This is a genomic window from Nitrogeniibacter aestuarii (genome assembly GCF_017309585.1).
In the GTDB taxonomy this organism is placed as follows: domain Bacteria; phylum Pseudomonadota; class Gammaproteobacteria; order Burkholderiales; family Rhodocyclaceae; genus Nitrogeniibacter; species Nitrogeniibacter aestuarii.
Window position 1 is genome coordinate 2,234,885 of sequence record NZ_CP071321.1, and the last position, 17,080, is coordinate 2,251,964.

Annotated in this window: 20 protein-coding genes and 4 tRNA genes; 20 read left to right on the forward strand and 4 right to left on the reverse strand. The window is 58.1% G+C overall.

Annotated features, from left to right (window positions below):
* Position 1: 1 nt before the first annotated feature.
* The 20 genes from J0W34_RS10215 to J0W34_RS10305 all read left to right on the forward strand — a co-directional run bounded on the left by J0W34_RS10215 (position 2) and on the right by J0W34_RS10305 (position 15,335).
* Complete coding sequence (locus tag J0W34_RS10215; protein ID WP_230971577.1) at positions 2-547, forward strand: sigma-E factor negative regulatory protein; 546 nt, start codon at positions 2-4, stop codon at positions 545-547.
* Entirely contained in the window at positions 547-1,512 is a 966-nt protein-coding gene (locus J0W34_RS10220; protein ID WP_227815099.1) for a MucB/RseB C-terminal domain-containing protein, read from the forward strand. The genes J0W34_RS10215 and J0W34_RS10220 overlap by 1 nt, the downstream gene beginning before the upstream one ends.
* Entirely contained in the window at positions 1,505-1,957 is a 453-nt protein-coding gene (locus tag J0W34_RS22320; RefSeq protein ID WP_227814629.1) for a SoxR reducing system RseC family protein, read from the forward strand. The genes J0W34_RS10220 and J0W34_RS22320 overlap by 8 nt, the downstream gene beginning before the upstream one ends.
* The gene (locus tag J0W34_RS10225) at positions 1,954-3,354 is read left to right on the forward strand and encodes a Do family serine endopeptidase (protein ID WP_230971579.1); all 1,401 of its coding nucleotides are present in this window, start codon (positions 1,954-1,956) and stop codon (positions 3,352-3,354) included. The genes J0W34_RS22320 and J0W34_RS10225 overlap by 4 nt, the downstream gene beginning before the upstream one ends.
* Positions 3,351-3,614 (forward strand): glutaredoxin family protein, encoded by a 264-nt coding sequence (locus J0W34_RS10230; RefSeq protein ID WP_227814627.1) that lies wholly within the window; start codon positions 3,351-3,353, stop codon positions 3,612-3,614. The genes J0W34_RS10225 and J0W34_RS10230 overlap by 4 nt, the downstream gene beginning before the upstream one ends.
* 50 nt (positions 3,615-3,664) lie before the next feature.
* Positions 3,665-5,458: a translation elongation factor 4 gene (gene lepA, locus J0W34_RS10235; protein ID WP_227814626.1), complete on the forward strand. Its 1,794-nt coding sequence runs from the start codon at positions 3,665-3,667 to the stop codon at positions 5,456-5,458.
* A gap of 31 nt (positions 5,459-5,489) precedes the next feature.
* Positions 5,490-6,278 carry a signal peptidase I gene (gene lepB, locus J0W34_RS10240; RefSeq protein WP_230971581.1) on the forward strand — a complete coding sequence of 263 codons (789 nt, stop codon included), beginning with the start codon at positions 5,490-5,492 and terminating at the stop codon, positions 6,276-6,278.
* 10 nt (positions 6,279-6,288) lie between these two features.
* A complete protein-coding gene (locus J0W34_RS10245) occupies positions 6,289-6,660 on the forward strand; it encodes a DUF4845 domain-containing protein (RefSeq protein WP_230971582.1) in 372 nt (123 codons plus the stop codon).
* 3 nt (positions 6,661-6,663) lie between these two features.
* Entirely contained in the window at positions 6,664-7,341 is a 678-nt protein-coding gene (gene rnc / locus J0W34_RS10250; RefSeq protein ID WP_230971583.1) for a ribonuclease III, read from the forward strand.
* Positions 7,338-8,234: a GTPase Era gene (gene era / locus J0W34_RS10255; protein ID WP_230971584.1), complete on the forward strand. Its 897-nt coding sequence runs from the start codon at positions 7,338-7,340 to the stop codon at positions 8,232-8,234. Before rnc ends, era begins: the two co-directional genes overlap by 4 nt.
* A gap of 12 nt (positions 8,235-8,246) precedes the next feature.
* Complete coding sequence (gene recO / locus J0W34_RS10260; protein WP_230971585.1) at positions 8,247-8,969, forward strand: DNA repair protein RecO; 723 nt, start codon at positions 8,247-8,249, stop codon at positions 8,967-8,969.
* Positions 8,966-9,730 (forward strand): pyridoxine 5'-phosphate synthase, encoded by a 765-nt coding sequence (locus tag J0W34_RS10265; protein ID WP_230971586.1) that lies wholly within the window; start codon positions 8,966-8,968, stop codon positions 9,728-9,730. Before recO ends, J0W34_RS10265 begins: the two co-directional genes overlap by 4 nt.
* Positions 9,727-10,107, forward strand: a complete 381-nt coding sequence (gene acpS, locus J0W34_RS10270; RefSeq protein ID WP_227814619.1) for a holo-ACP synthase — start codon at positions 9,727-9,729, stop codon at positions 10,105-10,107. The genes J0W34_RS10265 and acpS overlap by 4 nt, the downstream gene beginning before the upstream one ends.
* A complete protein-coding gene (nagZ, locus tag J0W34_RS10275; RefSeq protein WP_230971587.1) occupies positions 10,104-11,144 on the forward strand; it encodes a beta-N-acetylhexosaminidase in 1,041 nt (346 codons plus the stop codon). Before acpS ends, nagZ begins: the two co-directional genes overlap by 4 nt.
* Positions 11,145-11,159: 15 nt before the next feature.
* Positions 11,160-12,962, forward strand: coding sequence for an excinuclease ABC subunit UvrC (uvrC, locus tag J0W34_RS10280; protein ID WP_230971588.1), 1,803 nt, complete (start codon positions 11,160-11,162; stop codon positions 12,960-12,962).
* Between the two features lie 108 nt (positions 12,963-13,070).
* The gene (pgsA, locus tag J0W34_RS10285) at positions 13,071-13,646 is read left to right on the forward strand and encodes a CDP-diacylglycerol--glycerol-3-phosphate 3-phosphatidyltransferase (protein ID WP_227814616.1); all 576 of its coding nucleotides are present in this window, start codon (positions 13,071-13,073) and stop codon (positions 13,644-13,646) included.
* A 49-nt stretch (positions 13,647-13,695) separates the two neighbouring features.
* A tRNA-Gly gene (locus J0W34_RS10290) sits at positions 13,696-13,771 on the forward strand.
* Between the two features lie 80 nt (positions 13,772-13,851).
* A tRNA-Cys gene (locus tag J0W34_RS10295) sits at positions 13,852-13,925 on the forward strand.
* Positions 13,926-13,934: 9 nt separating this feature from the next.
* Positions 13,935-14,010: transfer RNA gene (locus tag J0W34_RS10300), tRNA-Gly, on the forward strand.
* 128 nt (positions 14,011-14,138) lie between these two features.
* Positions 14,139-15,335, forward strand: coding sequence for an alkaline phosphatase family protein (locus tag J0W34_RS10305; protein ID WP_230971589.1), 1,197 nt, complete (start codon positions 14,139-14,141; stop codon positions 15,333-15,335).
* 6 nt (positions 15,336-15,341) lie between these two features.
* Here J0W34_RS10305 and J0W34_RS10310 read toward each other — a convergent pair whose 3' ends face one another.
* The 4 genes from J0W34_RS10310 to minD form a co-directional block, all read right to left on the reverse strand.
* Complete coding sequence (locus tag J0W34_RS10310) at positions 15,342-15,758, reverse strand: DUF1178 family protein (protein WP_230971590.1); 417 nt, start codon at positions 15,756-15,758, stop codon at positions 15,342-15,344.
* A gap of 137 nt (positions 15,759-15,895) precedes the next feature.
* Positions 15,896-15,980 (reverse strand) — tRNA-Leu (locus J0W34_RS10315).
* A 16-nt stretch (positions 15,981-15,996) separates the two neighbouring features.
* Positions 15,997-16,254 carry a cell division topological specificity factor MinE gene (minE, locus tag J0W34_RS10320; RefSeq protein WP_227814613.1) on the reverse strand — a complete coding sequence of 86 codons (258 nt, stop codon included), beginning with the start codon at positions 16,252-16,254 and terminating at the stop codon, positions 15,997-15,999.
* Between the two features lies 1 nt (position 16,255).
* On the reverse strand, positions 16,256-17,071 hold the full coding sequence (gene minD, locus J0W34_RS10325; protein WP_227814612.1) for a septum site-determining protein MinD: 816 nt from the start codon (positions 17,069-17,071) through the stop codon (positions 16,256-16,258).
* Between the last annotated feature and the right edge of the window lie 9 nt (positions 17,072-17,080).

Here is a 17,080-nt window from a genome sequence, read left to right on the forward strand (position 1 = left end):
CATGAAAGAACATATTTCTTCACTGATTGATGGTCACGATGACTCAGCCGGATCCATGGGCGATGCGATAGCGTCGGTCGCCGGATCAGAGAGCGCGCGTCGGATGTGGGCTGAGTACCACTTGATTGGCGATGCTCTGCGTCGTGAGGGCTCGCTTGGCGTGGATCTGACCAGCGCTGTCATGGCGCAACTTGAAGAAGAGCCGACAGTGCTTGCACCGATTCGTGCGTTCGAGGAAGAGCCATCGGCGCCAATGTCCTGGCAACGCGTTCTTCCGATTGCGGCTTCAGTGATGGGTGTGGCCGCAGTGGGCTGGGTTGCCATGCAGATGAACCAGCAGGAGACGGTACCGATGCTTGCCGCGTCGGCACCTCAGGCGGCAGTCGTACAGCCGGTTGCTGTCAATGCGGCGGTGCCTGAGCCGCTGAGTCGTGATACCGCCTTGCGCGCCTATGTGATGGCTCATCAAGGAACTGCGGGCGGCGCCTTCCCTGGCGTTGCGCCTTATGTCCGAACGGTCGCTGAAATGCCTCAGGCGCGTCGATGATGCGTCGGGGGTTTGTCGCCGTTCTGGCGCTGATTTTCAGTGCCTTTGCGTTTGCCGCAGATCATGATTCAGACGCCCTGGCCTGGCTCCAGAAGATGGCTACCGCGGCCAAGTCGCTGAATTACACCGGGACGTTTACCTACCTGAGTGATCAGCGTTTCGAGACGATGCGAATTGCACATGCATTGCGTGCCGATGGCGAAGTCGAGCGTCTGGAAACACTCGATGGCAGTCCTCGAGAAGTGATACGTAGAGACGGCGAGGTGCGATGCATTTTGCCGGGCCTGAAAACCGTGATCATCGATCGTGAGGAGCGTCGGCGCGCTTTTCCGGGGCGTCTTCCGACTGCGGTCAGCCAGTTGTCCGAGCACTACCGGATCGTCAGCGGCGACATGGGGCGCGTCGCTGACCGTCCGGCTCAGATCATTCGTCTAGAACCGCTGGACAAGCTTCGCTTTGGTCACCATTTGTGGGCTGATGTCGAAACTGGACTGTTGCTCAAGGCGCGTATGGTCGATGAGCAGGACAAGGTGGTGGAGCAGTTTGTGTTCAACGATATTCACATCGGCGCAGAGGTGGGTCCGGAAGCGCTGAAGGCTCGCTACCAGACGGGGGACGACTGGCACGTCGTCAATGCCCATGGCAGCGATGCGGTTCAGGCAGATGTTCATTGGAGCCTGAGCGATGTATTGCCGGGTTACCAGTTGATTTCGACGGTCAAGCGTACTGTCGCGAAAGGCGGCGCCGACGTGCTCCATATGGTCTATTCGGACGGTCTTGCACATATCTCGGTGTTTATCGAGCCCCAGGCGGCAGACGAGGACGACGCAGCGGGCTTTGTCGCTGCTGGCAGCATCGGTGTCTATGCGCGCAACCACGATGGTTATCGCCTGACCGTTCTGGGTGAAGCGCCACGTGAGGCACTGCGCCGGGTTGGTGACGGGATGGTGTTGAACGGTGATTGAGGCCCCGGGGGTCGTTGAGCGTATCGATGGCGATTCGGCATGGGTTCGCCTCACCGAGATTCAGGGCGGGTGTGGACGGTGTCATGAGCCGGGTGGTTGTGGCGGTGCGCGAATAGCGCATGCCTTCGGATCCCCGAACGATGTGTTCGAAGTGCGTACAGCGTCATCGGTCAATGTTGGGCAGTCCGTCCTTCTGGTCGCAGACGAGGGTGCAGCGCTCAGTGCTGCCGTATTAAGCTACGGAGTGCCGACCATGGCTGTTCTCGCCTGTGTTGGCGTGGGTACATGGGTCGCGGGTGAAGCGGGTGCTCTGGTCGGGCTTGTGTCCTCTTTGATTGCTTCTGCTGTTGTGGTCCGCCGAATCTCTCGGCACCGAGGCTGGACACGGCGGCTTGACGTGAGCATGCGTCCACTTGTTTCATGCGACGTCACACAAGTGAAATGAAGTTGATCCATCGCCGTTTCTTACTGGTTGTCATCTGGTTTGCTGGCCTGTTTTCGGCTGCTGGATTTACGCAGCCTGCGTCATTGCCGGACTTTCGGGGACTCGTTCGCAATGAAGGCGCAACCGTGGTCAATATTCAGGCCGAGCGAGCCTCATTGCCCGTCGGCGCTGGGGAGGGGGCAGAGCTTCCGGATTGGCTCAAGCGTCTTCAGCCTGATCACCCTGGCGTTCCGGATTTTCCATCGGACGATTCGCCAGCGGTGGGTTCCGGCTTCATTCTGTCCAGCGACGGCTACATTCTTACGAACGCGCATGTGATCGACGGCGCCAGTGCAATCAGGGTGCGCCTGAACGATAAGCGTGATTTCAGCGCACAGCTCATTGGTGCTGATGTCGATTCGGACGTTGCGCTCATCAAGATTCCCGTCAATGACTTGCCTGCTGCTCGGCTGGGTGATCCGGATGCGCTTGAAGTCGGCGAATGGGTTGTTGCCATTGGCTCCCCGTTCGGTTTTGAGCAGAGCGTGACTGCCGGTATCGTGAGTGCGCGTGGTCGTGTGTTCGCCCAGGAAAGTTATGTGCCGTTCATCCAGACGGATGTTGCGATCAATCCCGGGAACTCCGGCGGACCGCTATTCAATCTGAGGGGTGAAGTGGTTGGAATCAACTCCCAGATATACAGTCGTACGGGCGGTTTCATGGGCGTGTCCTTTGCGATCCCGATCGATCTGGCCATGCGGATTGCCGACCAGCTCAAATCGTCAGGGCAGGTCCGGCGCGGGCGTATTGGGGTCTCCATTCAGGAGGTGACCCCTCCCATCGCGCGGGCTTTCTCGCTTGATCGGCTCGAAGGTGCTCTCGTCGGTGTCGTTGAGCCGGATAGTCCTGCCGCGAGGGCTGGCGTGATTTCCGGAGATGTCATTTCACGATTCGATGGCGTGCTGGTGCGCGGGTCGGATGATCTGCCCAGAATCGTCGGTGCTGTCGAACCCGGAAAAACGGTTGTCATGGATGTATGGCGCACAGGTGAGCGGCTTGAGTTACCCGTCACGGTGGGTGCCTGGGTACAGAATACGACCCTGGATCAACCGCAGACGATGCCCAAGGCCGTTCCACCGAGGCTTGGTCTCGATGTGACCGAGCCGGGTCGTGGCGAGCTGGTTGGTCTGGGTGCCAGGTCCGGTTTGCTCGTCGCACGAGCCATCGGGCCCGCAGCACGTGCCAAACTTGCGGCGGGTGATCTGCTTGTTGCAGTCGTGCGCAATGCGCAGCGGTTGCCGTTGAAGAGCGTGGACGCCCTTGATGAAGCGATTGCCGTGCTGGATGACGGCGAGGCGCTTGTGCTGCTGGTTCAGCGCGGCGCGGGTCGAAGCTACGTCAGCGTCGAGCCGCGTTGACAGCTCGTCTCACCGTCCTGAGTCGGCGCTGGTGCCACCTGTGCGACGACATGGTGGATTTGCTCATGGCCGTGGCTGTCACTGCCGACGTGCTGATCGACATTGAAGATGTCGATGATGACGAGGCGCTCCTGGCATCGTGGGATGAACTTGTTCCCGTGCTGCTCGATGACGAGGGCCAAGCGCTCTGCCATTACCATCTGGATGTCCCGGCGGTATATGCCTATCTCGCCCGATTTCCGATAAAATCCACAGATTAACTTTGCCGGACATCAGGGGTGCCGAGTGGCACCTTTTTTTGTTGTGATCTATGCGCCAGATTCGTAATTTTTCCATCATCGCCCACATTGACCATGGCAAGTCGACGCTCGCAGATCGCTTGATCCAGCGTTGCGGCGGCCTTGACGAGCGGGAAATGGATAAACAGGTCCTCGATTCGATGGATCTTGAGCGTGAGCGCGGTATTACCATCAAGGCGCAAACGGCAAGCCTGCTCTACAAGGCGAAGGATGGGCAGGAGTATCAGTTAAACCTGATCGACACGCCGGGGCACGTGGACTTCAGCTATGAGGTGTCGCGTTCTCTGTCTGCGTGTGAAGGTGCCTTGCTCGTGGTCGATGCCTCGCAGGGGGTTGAGGCACAAACCGTGGCCAACTGCTACACAGCCATCGAACAGGATGTGGAGGTCGTGCCTGTTCTGAACAAGATCGACCTTCCTGCCGCGAATCCCGAACAGGCCCGCGAAGAGATCGAAGACGTGATCGGCGTCGATGCTTCGCAGGCCATTCTGTGTTCGGCCAAGTCGGGACTCGGGGTCGATGATGTCCTTGAGGCTGTGGTCGCGCGTATTCCGGCGCCGAAAGGCGATCCGGATGCACCGCTCAAGGCATTGATCATCGATTCGTGGTTCGACACCTACGTGGGTGTCGTGATTCTGGTTCGGATCGTGGACGGGACGATCAAGGCCAAGGATCGCATGCGACTGATGGCAACAAACGCGGAATATCCTGTTGATCAGGTGGGTGTATTTACGCCCAAATCCCTCGTTCGCGATCAGTTGTCGGCGGGTGACGTCGGTTTCATCATCAGCGGCATCAAGGTGCTCGCTGACGCGAAGGTGGGCGATACGGTGACCTTGGCGTCGCGTCCTGCCGATAAGCCGCTTCCCGGATTCAAAGAGATCAAGTCCCAGGTGTTTGCCGGTCTCTATCCTGTCGAATCGAACGAGTATGAGCAACTGCGCGAGTCGCTCGAAAAGCTTCAGTTGAACGATGCCGCGCTGCGCTTTGAACCCGAGGTGTCAGAGGCGCTCGGCTTCGGTTTCCGTTGTGGCTTTCTTGGCTTGCTTCACATGGATGTTGTCCAGGAGCGGCTTGAGCGCGAGTTCGACATCAATCTGATCACCACGGCACCCACGGTGGTGTATGAGGTGCTCATGAAGGATGGTGCGACCGTCAAGGTGGAAAACCCGGCCAAACTTCCCGATCTGTCGAAGATTGACGAGATTCGCGAGCCCATCATCCGCGCAACGATCTATGTGCCGCAGGAGTATGTCGGTTCGGTGATCACGTTGTGCACGCAGAAACGGGGCGTGCAGGTGGATATGAATTATCATGGCCGCCAGGTCCAACTGATCTATGACATGCCAATGAACGAGGTGGTCATGGATTTCTTCGATCGGCTCAAGTCGGCGACACGTGGTTATGCATCGCTCGACTACGAGTTCAAGGAATATCAGCCGGCCGATCTCGTCAAGCTCGACATGCTCGTCAATGGCGAGAAAGTAGATGCACTGTCGATCATCGTGCATCGTGCGACCTCTCAGTACCGTGGGCGCGAACTGGCTTCAAAACTTCGCGGAATCATCCCTCGCCAGATGTTTGATGTGGCGGTGCAGGCAGCGATCGGTTCACATATCGTTGCGCGTGAAACGATCAAGGCCTTGCGTAAGAACGTGCTGGCGAAGTGTTACGGCGGTGACATCACGCGAAAGCGCAAACTGCTCGAGAAGCAAAAAGAAGGCAAGCGCCGCATGAAGCAGGTCGGCAATGTGGAAATTCCGCAGGAAGCCTTTCTTGCCGTCCTTCGAACCGACGAGAGTTGAGATGCGTCATGCTTAATAATATGGAGTCTGCGTGAATTTCGCCCTGATCCTTTTTTTGCTGCTCGTGGCTACGGGTATTCTCTGGCTGGCGGACAAGTTATATGCGAAGAAACATCGCCAGCCCGATGCGCCGGATCCGTGGTGGGTGGAGTACGGGGCGAGTTTTTTCCCCGTCATTCTCGCCGTATTCTTCCTGCGATCCTTCCTGGTCGAGCCCTTCAAGATTCCTTCTGGCTCGATGATTCCGACCTTGCTGGTGGGCGATTACATTCTGGTGAATAAATTCACCTACGGAATTCGTCTTCCCGTCATCAACAAGAAGATCGTCGACATGAACGAACCGCAGCGTGGCGATGTCATGGTCTTCAGATATCCAGAGAACCCTGATCTCGACTACATCAAGCGCGTCGTGGGACTACCCGGCGATACCATTGAATATTTCGGGAAACGGCTGAAAATCAATGGCCAGGAAGTTCCGACCACGCCAGACGGAAAGTACGTGCATGCTGATCGGCTCTACAGTAGCGAGCGCCTCAAGGAAGAATTGGGGCGGGTAACGCATTCAATCCTCAATGACGAAGACAAGCCGGTATTCGTGCCTCAGGTGAAGGCGTTCCCCATGCGTGATCACTGTACCTATACTAATAGCGGCGTGCGCTGCACTGTCCCTGATGGGCACTATTTCATGATGGGAGACAACCGGGACGACAGTAGCGACAGTCGGGTCTGGGGATTCGTGCCTGAAGAAAACATTGTCGGCAAGGCGTTTTTCATCTGGTTCAATTTCAACGATCTGAGCCGGGTTGGCTCGTTCAAGTGAGGACGTTTTTATGACCAAGCACCAGACTGGTTTGTCGTTGATTTCAATGTTGCTTGTTGCTGCGTTGTTGGGTTTCGTTCTAATCCTGGGAATGCGTACGATTCCTGTGTACAGCGAATACTTTTCGGTCAAGAAGCTCTTGAACCTGATCGTTGATGGTAAGCCTGGCGTTGACGTAACGCCTGCTGATATTCGTCGGGATTTTGATAAAAGGGCGAAGGCGGACTACATCGACACAATCAGCGGGAAGGACCTTACCATCATCAAACAGGGGAATAATTTCGATCTTTCTGTCCAATACGAACGAGTGGTGCCCATTGCCGGCAACGTGAGCTTGTTGATTGAATTCAACGCGCAGGCATCCAGCACGGGCGGTATCTGAACGTTGGTTTGTGACAGTCTCTTGAGGTCAATCGATTATCGGTTCTCCGATTCGAAGCTCCTTTCCCAAGCATTGACTCACCGGAGCTACGGCCAGCCGAATAACGAGCGCCTGGAGTTTCTGGGGGATAGTGTGGTGAATCACGTCGTCGCACTGTCGTTGTTTGAGCGATTCCCTGGCTTGAACGAAGGCGAGCTCTCGCGGCTTCGCGCGCATCTGGTTTGCCAGGGAACCTTGTTTGAACTTGCGCAGGAGGTTGGGTTAGGCGAGCACTTGTTGCTTGGAGAGGGCGAGCGAAAGAGTGGTGGTCATCGACGGCCTTCAATTCTCTCCGACGCGTTTGAGGCGTTGATTGCAGCCATTTTTCTCGATGGCGGTTACGCCGCAGCAAAGACTTTTGTGGATCAGATGTTTGCTACCCGCCTGGACCGTCTGGACCCGGAAACGAGTCTCAAAGATCCCAAGACGCGACTGCAGGAATGGCTGCAAGCCCGCAAGCGTCCGCTGCCGAAGTACGAAATGGTGGACGTACAGGGAGAGGCCCACGCACAGGCCTTTCAGGTGGATTGCGTCATCAATTCAAATCTCAAGACGCGCGGTAGCGGCACGAGCCGTCGAAATGCCGAACAAGCCTCAGCGGCGGCCGCGCTCGACATCCTTGAATCAGGACCCGCCAAGTGACGGACGCCAATAGCCCCTTCCGAACCGGTTTCATCGCCATTGTGGGTCGCCCGAATGTCGGCAAATCGACCCTCATGAACCGGATGGTAGGCGTAAAAGTCAGTATTGTTTCAAACAAGGCTCAGACCACGCGCCATCGCGTCTCCGGTATCTATACGGACGAGACAGCCCAGTTCGTCTTTGTTGATACGCCTGGGTTTCAGACAAAACATCTGAACGCACTGAACCGGACCATGAACCGGACTGTGACGCAGTCTCTGGCGGAAGTGGATCTGGTGTTCTTTGTCGTGGAGGCAGGGCGCTTCTCGGAGGAGGACGAGCAGGTCATCAAACTCTTGCCTAGGGACGCCAAGGTCATTCTTGTGATCAACAAGGTCGATGCAATGGCGGACAAAAATCAGTTGCTGCCGTTTATCGAGACCCTAAGCGCAAAATTCAATTTTGCAGAAATCGTTCCCCTGTCGGCAGAAAAGGGCCACAACGTCGATCGACTGCTCGAGACGGCGCGAGGCTATCTGCCTGAGGGCGAGCCCATGTATTCGGCCGACGACATCACCGATCGAAGCGAGCGATTTCTCGCGGCTGAATTCCTGCGGGAAAAGCTGTTTCGCCTGCTTGGCGATGAGTTGCCGTACGGGATGACCGTCGAAATCGAGAAATACGAAACCGAAGGAAATCTCCGGCGAATCTTTGCTGCCGTGATCGTCGACAAGGCGGGCCATAAGGGCATCGTGATCGGCAAGAAGGGCGAGCGACTCAAGCGTATTTCGACCGAGGCACGCAAGGCCATGGAAGATCTGTTCGAGTCTCGTGTCTATCTCGAGGTCTGGGTGAAAGTGAAGTCGGGTTGGGCGGACGACGAGCGTGCGCTCAAGAGTCTCGGCTACGATTGATCACATAATGCCGTGGCTCAGAAGCAGCGCGTCGATCAACAACCCGGGTTTATTCTTCACACCCATCCTTACCGGGAGACCAGTCTCATCGTTGAGGCCTTCTCTCGTGACCACGGGCGAATCGGCCTGGTGGCCAAAGGTGCGCGCCGCCCCATGTCCGCGCTCCGTGGTGTCTTGCTTGCCTATCAACCGCTACTGATCGACTGGTCTGGTGGCGGCGAAGTCAAGACGCTCGTCCGGGCAGAATGGCAGGGTGGCCAGCCGATGCTGACGGGCAAGGCACTGATGTGTGGCTACTATCTCAACGAACTCCTGATGCGCTTTTTGCCCAGAGAGGACCCGCATCCTGAACTCTACGAATGTTACGCGCAGGTGATTGCTGCCTTGCCGGGTGGGCGTCATTTCGAGCCCCTGTTGCGACGCTTCGAGCTGACCCTGCTCGAGCAGATGGGTTATGGCGTGCCACTCACTGAAAGGGCCGATCTCCCGGAGGCCGTCCAAGCGGATGTCAATTACCGCTATATAATCGAGCGTGGTCCGGTCGTCGACAATGACGACGAGATCGGCGCTCCTCAGGTCATGGGGCAGACCTTGATCGACATGGCTGAGGGTCGCTTCGAATCGGCGAACACACTGCTCCAAAGCAAACAGTTACTCAGACACCTCATCAGTCACCATCTGGGCGGGCAGCCTCTTCAGTCCCGTCGCATGTTCAAGGAGTTGCAATCACTGTGATCGAATTGGGCGTGAATATCGACCATGTAGCCACCTTGCGTCAGGCACGTCGCACCTGGGAGCCCGATCCCGTCTGGGCAGCCGTTGAGGCGCATCTTGGTGGTGCGGATGGCATCACCGTGCATCTGCGGGAAGATCGTCGGCACATCAATGATGAGGATGTCCGTAAGCTTCGGGAACTTACGCAGATCAAGCTCAATCTCGAGATGGCTGCGACCGACGAGATGCTTGGCATTGCGACTCGCATTCGTCCTGAAATGGCCATGTTTGTCCCTGAGGGACGCCAGGAGATCACCACCGAAGGTGGTCTTGATGTTCTGGCCAACGAGGCTGAACTGAAGAGTGCCGTTGCGCGGCTGGCCGACGCCGGCATCATGGTCAGTGTCTTCATTGATGCAATTCCTGAACAGATCGACGCGGCTGCGCGAATCGGTGCCAAGGTGTGCGAGGTCCACACCGGGCCGTACGCGCACATGTTCCATCACGCAGGACGGGACGCGGAGAGTCCGGCGGTGTTGGCCGAGATTGCCAGGATCCGCGCGGCCGGGGAGCAGATTCAGTCACTCGGCATGCGCTTCAATGCCGGTCATGCGCTAAACTATTACAACGTCCAGCCCATTGCCCGTCTGCCCGGTATTCGCGAGCTTCATATTGGTCATTCCATTATCTCGCGCGCGATATTCAGCGGAATACGCGAGGCCGTCAGTGAAATGAAGCGGCTCATGCGCGAAGCGGCCGCTGGCGCCGGGCAGGGCGGATGATCTACGGCGTCGGTACCGATATCGTCACGGTGGCGCGGGTCGAAAAGGCGCTCGCGCGTAGCGGTCCGGGTTTTGCCGACCGGATTCTGGCGCCAGGTGAGCGCGAGGCGTTCACCGCGGCAACACAGCCGGCGCGCTTGCTTGCCAAGCGCTTTGCGGCCAAAGAGGCCTTCGCCAAGGCATTCGGCACGGGTATCGCCGTGCCTGCGACGCTCCACTCCATCGAGATCGTGCGCGATGAGCGGGGCAAGCCACATTTTCAATATCATGGCGAGCTGGCGCGCATCATGATGGAAGACAGGCTGCGCGCGCACCTGAGCATCAGCGACGAGCTTGAACACGTGATCGCTTTTGCCGTCATAGAGCAACTGCCATGAATGCACCTACCCAACTTCCGCTCGGCCCGGTCATGCTCGATGTCGTCGGGCTCGAACTCACGGAGCACGAGCGCCGCCAATTGCGTCATCCGCTTGTCGGTGGTGTCATCCTGTTCGCACGCAATTTCGAATCGCCGGCGCAGCTCGCCGCCTTGACGGCCGACATCAAGGCTCAGCGCAGCCCCGCCTTGCTGATCAGTGTCGATCATGAGGGTGGCCGGGTTCAGCGCTTTCGTGACGGATTTTGCCGCTTGCCATGTATGCGAGCGCTCGGGCGTCTATGGGACGAGCAGCCAGAAGATGCATGCCGGCTGGCGCGTGAAACGGGTTACGTGCTGGCGGCTGAACTTGCTGACGCGGGGGTTGATCTGAGCTATACCCCTGTACTCGATCTGGACTATGGCGTCAGCCGTGTCGTTGGAGATCGCGCTTTTCATTCCGACCCTGCAGTCGTCACTCAACTTGCCGGCGCGCTGATCGATGGGCTCGCGAACGGTGGAATGGGCTGCGTCGGGAAACACTTTCCCGGGCACGGATTTGTCGAGGCTGACTCGCATGTCGACATGCCCCGTGACCGACGTGCTTTCGATGCCATATGGCAGGCGGACATGCTTCCGTTCCGGGAACTTGCCAACCGGCTATCGGGCGTCATGCCGGCCCATGTCATCTATGAGGCCAATGACAGTCGGCCGGCCGGTTTTTCGCGGTTCTGGCTGCAGGAAATTCTGCGTGCCCGGCTGGGATTCACGGGCATCATCTTCAGTGACGATCTGACCATGGAAGCAGCGACCGAGGCCGGCGGCATTGTCGCCAGGGCATCGGCGGCGCGTGATGCCGGCTGTGACGTTGTGCTGGTCTGTAACCGGCCTGATCTCAATGAAGAGTTATTGGCTAACTGGGTGGTGCAGCCCGATGCGGGTCTTCATGCACGCCTCGATGCCCTGCGAGCTCGTCGCGTCACCGGCTCGCCCCCGGATCTGGCACTGGCCCGATCCCGGGTGGCGGCTTTGTCTTCCGCGGACAATCAACGAGCCTGAACGGCGCACGCGTAGATGAGTGAATTCGACGCCAAAGCCTTTCTGAAAGGCGTACCGGACGATCCCGGCGTTTATCGCATGATCGGCCCGGACGATGTTGTCCTTTACGTGGGTAAGGCGAAGAACCTGAAAAAACGCGTTTCTTCGTATTTTCGAGACAAGGTATCGAGCCCTCGAATCGCGATGATGGTGTCCCAGATTGTGCGTGTCGAGATCACCACCACGCGCTCCGAAGCTGAGGCACTGATTCTTGAAAACAACCTGATCAAGTCACTCGCGCCGCGTTACAACATTCTTTTTCGCGACGACAAGAGCTATCCGTACATTACGCTGACCGCCCACGAGTTTCCGCGTCTGGCGTTTCACCGCGGCGGCTTTGCGAAAGGGGCCAAGTATTTTGGGCCTTTTCCTGGCAGTGTCGCGGTGCGCGAAAGCATTCATCTGCTTCAAAAAGTCTTCAAGCTGCGCACGTGCGAAAACGCTGTCTTCAACAACCGCTCTCGTCCGTGTCTGCTCCATCAGATCAACCGCTGTACTGCGCCCTGTGTGGATGAAATATCCAAATCGGACTACGACGCCGACGTGCGTTTGGCTACGCTTTTTCTGCAGGGGCGGACGTCCGAAGTTGTCAATGATCTGACCCGAAAGATGCATGCCGCCTCCGATGCGCTTGCATTCGAAGCAGCGGGGGCGTTCAGGGATCAGATACGGGCTGTGCAGCAAGTCTTGCATCGGCAGTACGTCGACAGCGGCAAGGAAGAGGATGTCGATATTCTCATCGCTGTGGCCGAGGCAGGGCAGGTGTGTGTCAATCTCGCCATGGTGCGTGGCGGTCGGCATCTGGGGGATCGTCCTCAACTACCTTCGGGGGCGAACGATTGCCCCGTTGAAGATGCTTTGCTCGCCTTCGTCGAACAGCACTATGCCAATTTGCCAATGCCGTCGCGGATTGTCACCACCATCTCGCCGGCCAAGGTGCGGGCTGTGCTGGAAGAGCTGGGCAAGCATGCCACGGTCGTCGCACCGCGCGTCGAGATAGAGAAGGGCTGGGTTGAAATGGCGGAGCGCAACGCCGAGGTGACGATTCGCGCACGTCTCGCGGCTTCGGATCGCAGCCAGAATCGCCTCGATGCGTTGCAGCTGGCCCTTGAGCTGCCCGAGCCACCGGCGCGAATCGAGTGTTTCGACATCAGCCACACCATGGGTGAGGCCACCGTGGCCTCATGTGTTGTGTGCGAAAACGGGGTCATGAAACGTAGCGAGTATCGACGCTACAACATCAAGGACATCACTCCGGGCGACGACTACGCCGCAATGCGCCAGGTGCTGACACGGCGTTACGAAAAGGTCGCCAGCGGCGAAGGGGTAAGGCCTGATCTGGTGCTTATCGACGGTGGACGCGGGCAGTTGGCCATGGGCGTTGACGTGTTTGCCGAACTGGGCCTGGAAGATCTTCCCAGTGTGGGTGTGGCGAAAGGGGAAGGGCGCAAGCCGGGTCTGGAATCCCTGATTTTCGCCGACGGTCGTCCGCCGCTGCATCTCGACCCCACGTCTGCAGCATTGCACCTCGTGCAGGAGATTCGCGACGAAGCGCACCGCTTCGCGATTACCGGGCATCGCGCAAAGCGGGGCAAGGCGCGAATCGGGTCCAAACTCGAGCATATTCCCGGTGTCGGTCCGGCCCGGCGCCGCAAGCTGCTGGCCTCGTTTGGCGGGCTGGATGGCGTCAAGGCTGCAACGATCGAAGACTTGTGTCGTGTCGATGGCATCAGTCGAACCCTGGCCGAACTGATTCACGCAGAACTGTCACGCGGCTGAGGCGCGTCTCGTTTGGCGCGCCATGACATGAATGAGTCCAAACCGCTACACTTGCCGGCTTGAAGTCCCCCAGTTTCAGAGCGCTTTTCCGAACTCGAACCGATCTAAATGTCACTGAACATCCCCAACACCCTCACGTGGGCGCGCATCCTCCTCATTCCGGTGATCGTTGGCGCCTACTACATGCCCGATTCGATCCTGCCGGTCGTTGACAAGAACCTGTTGGCGACATCGGTTTTCATTGTGGCGGCGGTCACCGACTGGTTTGACGGGTATCTCGCGCGCAGGCTCGGTCAAACGTCTGCCTTTGGCGCTTTTCTCGATCCGGTCGCTGACAAGCTGATGGTGGCAGCGGCGCTGATCATGCTGGTGCAGTTGGGGCGGGTCGATGCCATCGTTGCCGTCATCATCATCGGTCGCGAAATCACCATCTCGGCGCTGCGGGAATGGATGGCACGCGTCGGCGCGTCGGCCAGCGTGGCCGTGGCGTTCATTGGAAAACTGAAAACCGCAGCTCAGATGACAGCCATTCCGCTCCTTCTGTATAATGCGCCCCTTCTTTCGGTCGATACCCGGCCGGCGGGACTTGTGCTGATCTATGTGGCAGCTGCCTTGACTCTGTGGTCCATGGGCTACTATTTGAGGAAAGCATTGCCACTTCTTCAGGAACGAGAAACACGGTAAAAACTGGCTTGACAGGAAGAAAATGCCGTCTATAATGGCGGTCTGTTCAGCGGGAGTAGCTCAGTTGGTAGAGCGCAACCTTGCCAAGGTTGAGGTCGCGAGTTCGAGACTCGTCTCCCGCTCCAGAATTCCTGGGGAAAGCAGATAAGGCTTTCCCTTTTTCATTCCCGAGGCGTCGGGAATGAACACTGATCATCTGATCAGCGGCGCGATGGCAGAGTGGTGATGCAGAGGACTGCAAATCCTTGTACCTCGGTTCGATTCCGGGTCGCGCCTCCAGAAGAATACGCGGGAGTAGCTCAGTTGGTAGAGCGCAACCTTGCCAAGGTTGAGGTCGCGAGTTCGAGACTCGTCTCCCGCTCCAAACTCGAAGGGAAGCCAGTCGGCTTCCCTTTTTTCTTTGCAAAATTCATCAGGTGTTGAGTTCGCCGGACGGCATGCGCATCCGCTTGCGCTTATCATTTGCCTCCAAGGATGTTTTCCCCCGAGCTCATGACCGACTCTTTCCTGAATCTACCCGGCACGGTAGCGCCCGATTACCAAGGCAACAGCCTGTTGAATCTGGTCATTTCGCTGGCCACCACGGTTGGCAGAGCAAGGAACAGTTTGTTCGCGGCGCCATCGTGTGAAGATCTCGGTGATCTGAAGCAGGCCAGGAACACTGTTTTTCTCATCATCGATGGCATGGGGGCCATGGATGTTGCAAGACGTGGTTCGGGCAGTTTCATGGCTGATCATGGCAAAGGGCGGCTCACATCGGTCTTTCCTTCCACCACGGCCTGCGCCGTCACCACTTCACTGTGCGGGCTTGCGCCAGCGGCTCACGGCCTGACTGGCTGGTATGTGCGCGATGATCGTTTCGGGGGCATTCTGGCGCCACTGCCCATGCAGCGGCGTGACGGCCTGCCCCTGTCGGGCTGGTGGAAAATGCAACGGCTGTTCGCCTATCCGAGCATCTTCCAGCTGATGAAGTGCCGCTCCGTGATGGTCAGTCACGAACATATTCTTGGTTCGCCGTTCAATATGCGTCACTCGCGGGGTGTGGCTCGTCGCTACGGTTATCGCTCGGTCGATGAAATGGTAGCGACTATCGTGACGGCGGTCCGAGATCTCGGAAGCAGAGGCGGCTTTGTGCATGCGTATCATGCCGACTACGATGCGCTGGCTCACACGCATGGCATCGGGTCGCTCCAGTGCACTGAACACTTCGAGCGCCTGAACGAGGCGCTGAATCGAATCTCCAGGGCGTTGGCGGGGAGCGATACAGCCTTGGTGGTGACGGCAGATCACGGATTCATTGATTCACCACCTGAGCAGCAGGTTTGTCTCAACGACTATCCCCAATTGATGATGCACCTCGATGGTCCCTTGTGGGGCGAACGGCGCGTTGCGTATGCGCTTGTCAGAGCGGGGCGTGAAGCGTCGTTTGCTCAAGATTTCGCGCAAGCACTGGGGGATCGATTCTTTCTGCTGCATTCAAACGACATCGTGGATGCTGGGCTTTTCGGACCAGCCAGCAAGCCAAATCCACGCCTGCGTGAGCGCGTTGGGGATTTCACCATTTTGGGTAAGGGCGACTGGTCGATTCATGATCGTGTCGAGAACGAACGAAGCCATGCCATGATCGGCATGCACGCGGGCGTGTCCGCTGATGAAATGCTGATCCCGAGAGTCGTGGCGTACTGCTAGACGGCTCTAATGCAGATCTTCCTTGTCTGGAAGCACGGGCAGAACGTTGATGCCCTCGTCAATCAAGTCGCCTATTTCGTCACCGGATGCCTGCCCGCGGATACTGCGGTCAGGCGCGTCGCCGTAATGAATCTTGCGCGCTTCCTGGGCGAACGAGGCGCCCACATCCTCCGCCTTGCTCGCTGCTTCGCGCAGATGGGATACGAACTGCGCGACCAAGGCTCGCGGGTCGTGCTGAGGCTGGGCCGGGCCCGGTTTGCTGCGCGCCACATAGGGCGCGCTCGGCGTTCGATGAATCAGCGTGCTGCCGCACACCGGGCATTCAACGAGTCCGCGTTCCTGTTGCGAAGCGAACGCGTCCGATGAGGCAAACCAGCCCTCGAAAGGATGTGATGCTTCGCATTGGAGATTCAGCACGATCACGCGTCAGGCTCCGTTTAGTTCAGATCAAGGATGGCAGTTGCTTCGACACGGCGCGATTCTATGCGTTCCGGGGTACGGTGGATATCGCGGGTCGCGATGCACAATGAAAAGAGCCGGCGGTGCCGGCTCTTGTTCTGTGGTGCCCGGGACGGGACTCGAACCCGTAAGGCCGAAGCCGGCGGATTTTAAGTCCGCTATGGTTACCAATTTCATCACCCGGGCCAGTAGCGCAGATGGCTTACTTGTCCTGGTCCGCGAGCACGATATTGACTTCGAGCACTTCGTAGTTGTCCTGCTTCTCGAGCTGGACCTTGATGTCCTCGGGATTGACCTTCACGTACTTGGAGATGACCTGAATCAGCTCCTGCTGGAGCGCGGGCAGGAAATCAGGGCCGCTGTCATCGCCGTGCTCACGGGCAATGATGAGCTGCAGGCGCTCCTTGGCCATGGAGGCTGTCTTGGGTTTGCTGCCGAACAGCATGCTGAGCAGCGACATCTCAATTTCCTCCAAACAGACGCTTCAGGATGCCAGGCTTCTCGTAAGAGACGAAGCGAAGCGGCCGGTCTTCACCGAGGAAGCGGGCAACCACATCCTGGTAGGCGTCGGAGACGTCGGAGCCCTTGATATGAATGGCCGGCATGCCCTGGTTGGATGCATGAAGCACGGATTCGGATTCAGGAATGACGCCCAGCAGGTTGACGCGAAGCAGCTCCTGAACGTCTTTGTACGACAGCATTTCGCCTTCCTCGACACGCTTGGCGGAGTAGCGGGTAATGAGTAGATGCTCTTTCACCGGCTCACCGCCCTCACGGGCGCGTTTTGATTTCGATTGCAGAATACCGAGAATGCGGTCCGAGTCACGCACCGAAGACACTTCCGGGTTGGTCGTGACAATGGCTTCGTCGGCGAAGGTAAGGGCCATGACGGCGCCACGTTCGATACCGGCGGGGGAGTCGCAGACGATGTAGTCGAAACCCTGGTGTTCGAGCTCCTTGAGCACGGTTTCAACGCCTTCTTCGGTCAGTGCGTCCTTGTCACGGGTCTGGGAGGCCGGCAGCACGTAGAGGTTTTCGCAGTGCTTGTCCTTGATCAGCGCCTGGGTCAGCTTGGCGTCGCCCTGGATCACGTTGATCAGGTCGTACACCACGCGGCGCTCACAGCCCATGATGAGGTCCAGATTGCGAAGACCGACGTCAAAGTCGATCACGGCCGTCTTGAAGCCGCGCAGCGCAAGGCCGGAGGCAAATGCTGCGCTGGTGGTGGTCTTGCCGACGCCGCCCTTGCCGGACGTTACAACGATGACTCGGGTCACGTGAAATCC

What these genes read in the sequence shown, in the direction of transcription:
- J0W34_RS10215 (WP_230971577.1), top strand. Translation starts at nt 2, where the DNA reads ATGAAAGAACATATTTCTTCACTGATTGATGGTCACGATGACTCAGCC.
- J0W34_RS10220 (WP_227815099.1), top strand. Translation starts at nt 547, where the DNA reads ATGCGTCGGGGGTTTGTCGCCGTTCTGGCGCTGATTTTCAGTGCCTTT.
- J0W34_RS10225 (WP_230971579.1), top strand. Translation starts at nt 1,954, where the DNA reads ATGAAGTTGATCCATCGCCGTTTCTTACTGGTTGTCATCTGGTTTGCT.
- lepA (WP_227814626.1), top strand. Translation starts at nt 3,665, where the DNA reads ATGCGCCAGATTCGTAATTTTTCCATCATCGCCCACATTGACCATGGC.
- J0W34_RS10245 (WP_230971582.1), top strand. Translation starts at nt 6,289, where the DNA reads ATGACCAAGCACCAGACTGGTTTGTCGTTGATTTCAATGTTGCTTGTT.
- acpS (WP_227814619.1), top strand. Translation starts at nt 9,727, where the DNA reads ATGATCTACGGCGTCGGTACCGATATCGTCACGGTGGCGCGGGTCGAA.
- nagZ (WP_230971587.1), top strand. Translation starts at nt 10,104, where the DNA reads ATGAATGCACCTACCCAACTTCCGCTCGGCCCGGTCATGCTCGATGTC.
- uvrC (WP_230971588.1), top strand. Translation starts at nt 11,160, where the DNA reads ATGAGTGAATTCGACGCCAAAGCCTTTCTGAAAGGCGTACCGGACGAT.
- pgsA (WP_227814616.1), top strand. Translation starts at nt 13,071, where the DNA reads ATGTCACTGAACATCCCCAACACCCTCACGTGGGCGCGCATCCTCCTC.
- J0W34_RS10305 (WP_230971589.1), top strand. Translation starts at nt 14,139, where the DNA reads ATGACCGACTCTTTCCTGAATCTACCCGGCACGGTAGCGCCCGATTAC.
- minE (WP_227814613.1), bottom strand. Translation starts at nt 16,254, where the DNA reads ATGTCGCTGCTCAGCATGCTGTTCGGCAGCAAACCCAAGACAGCCTCC.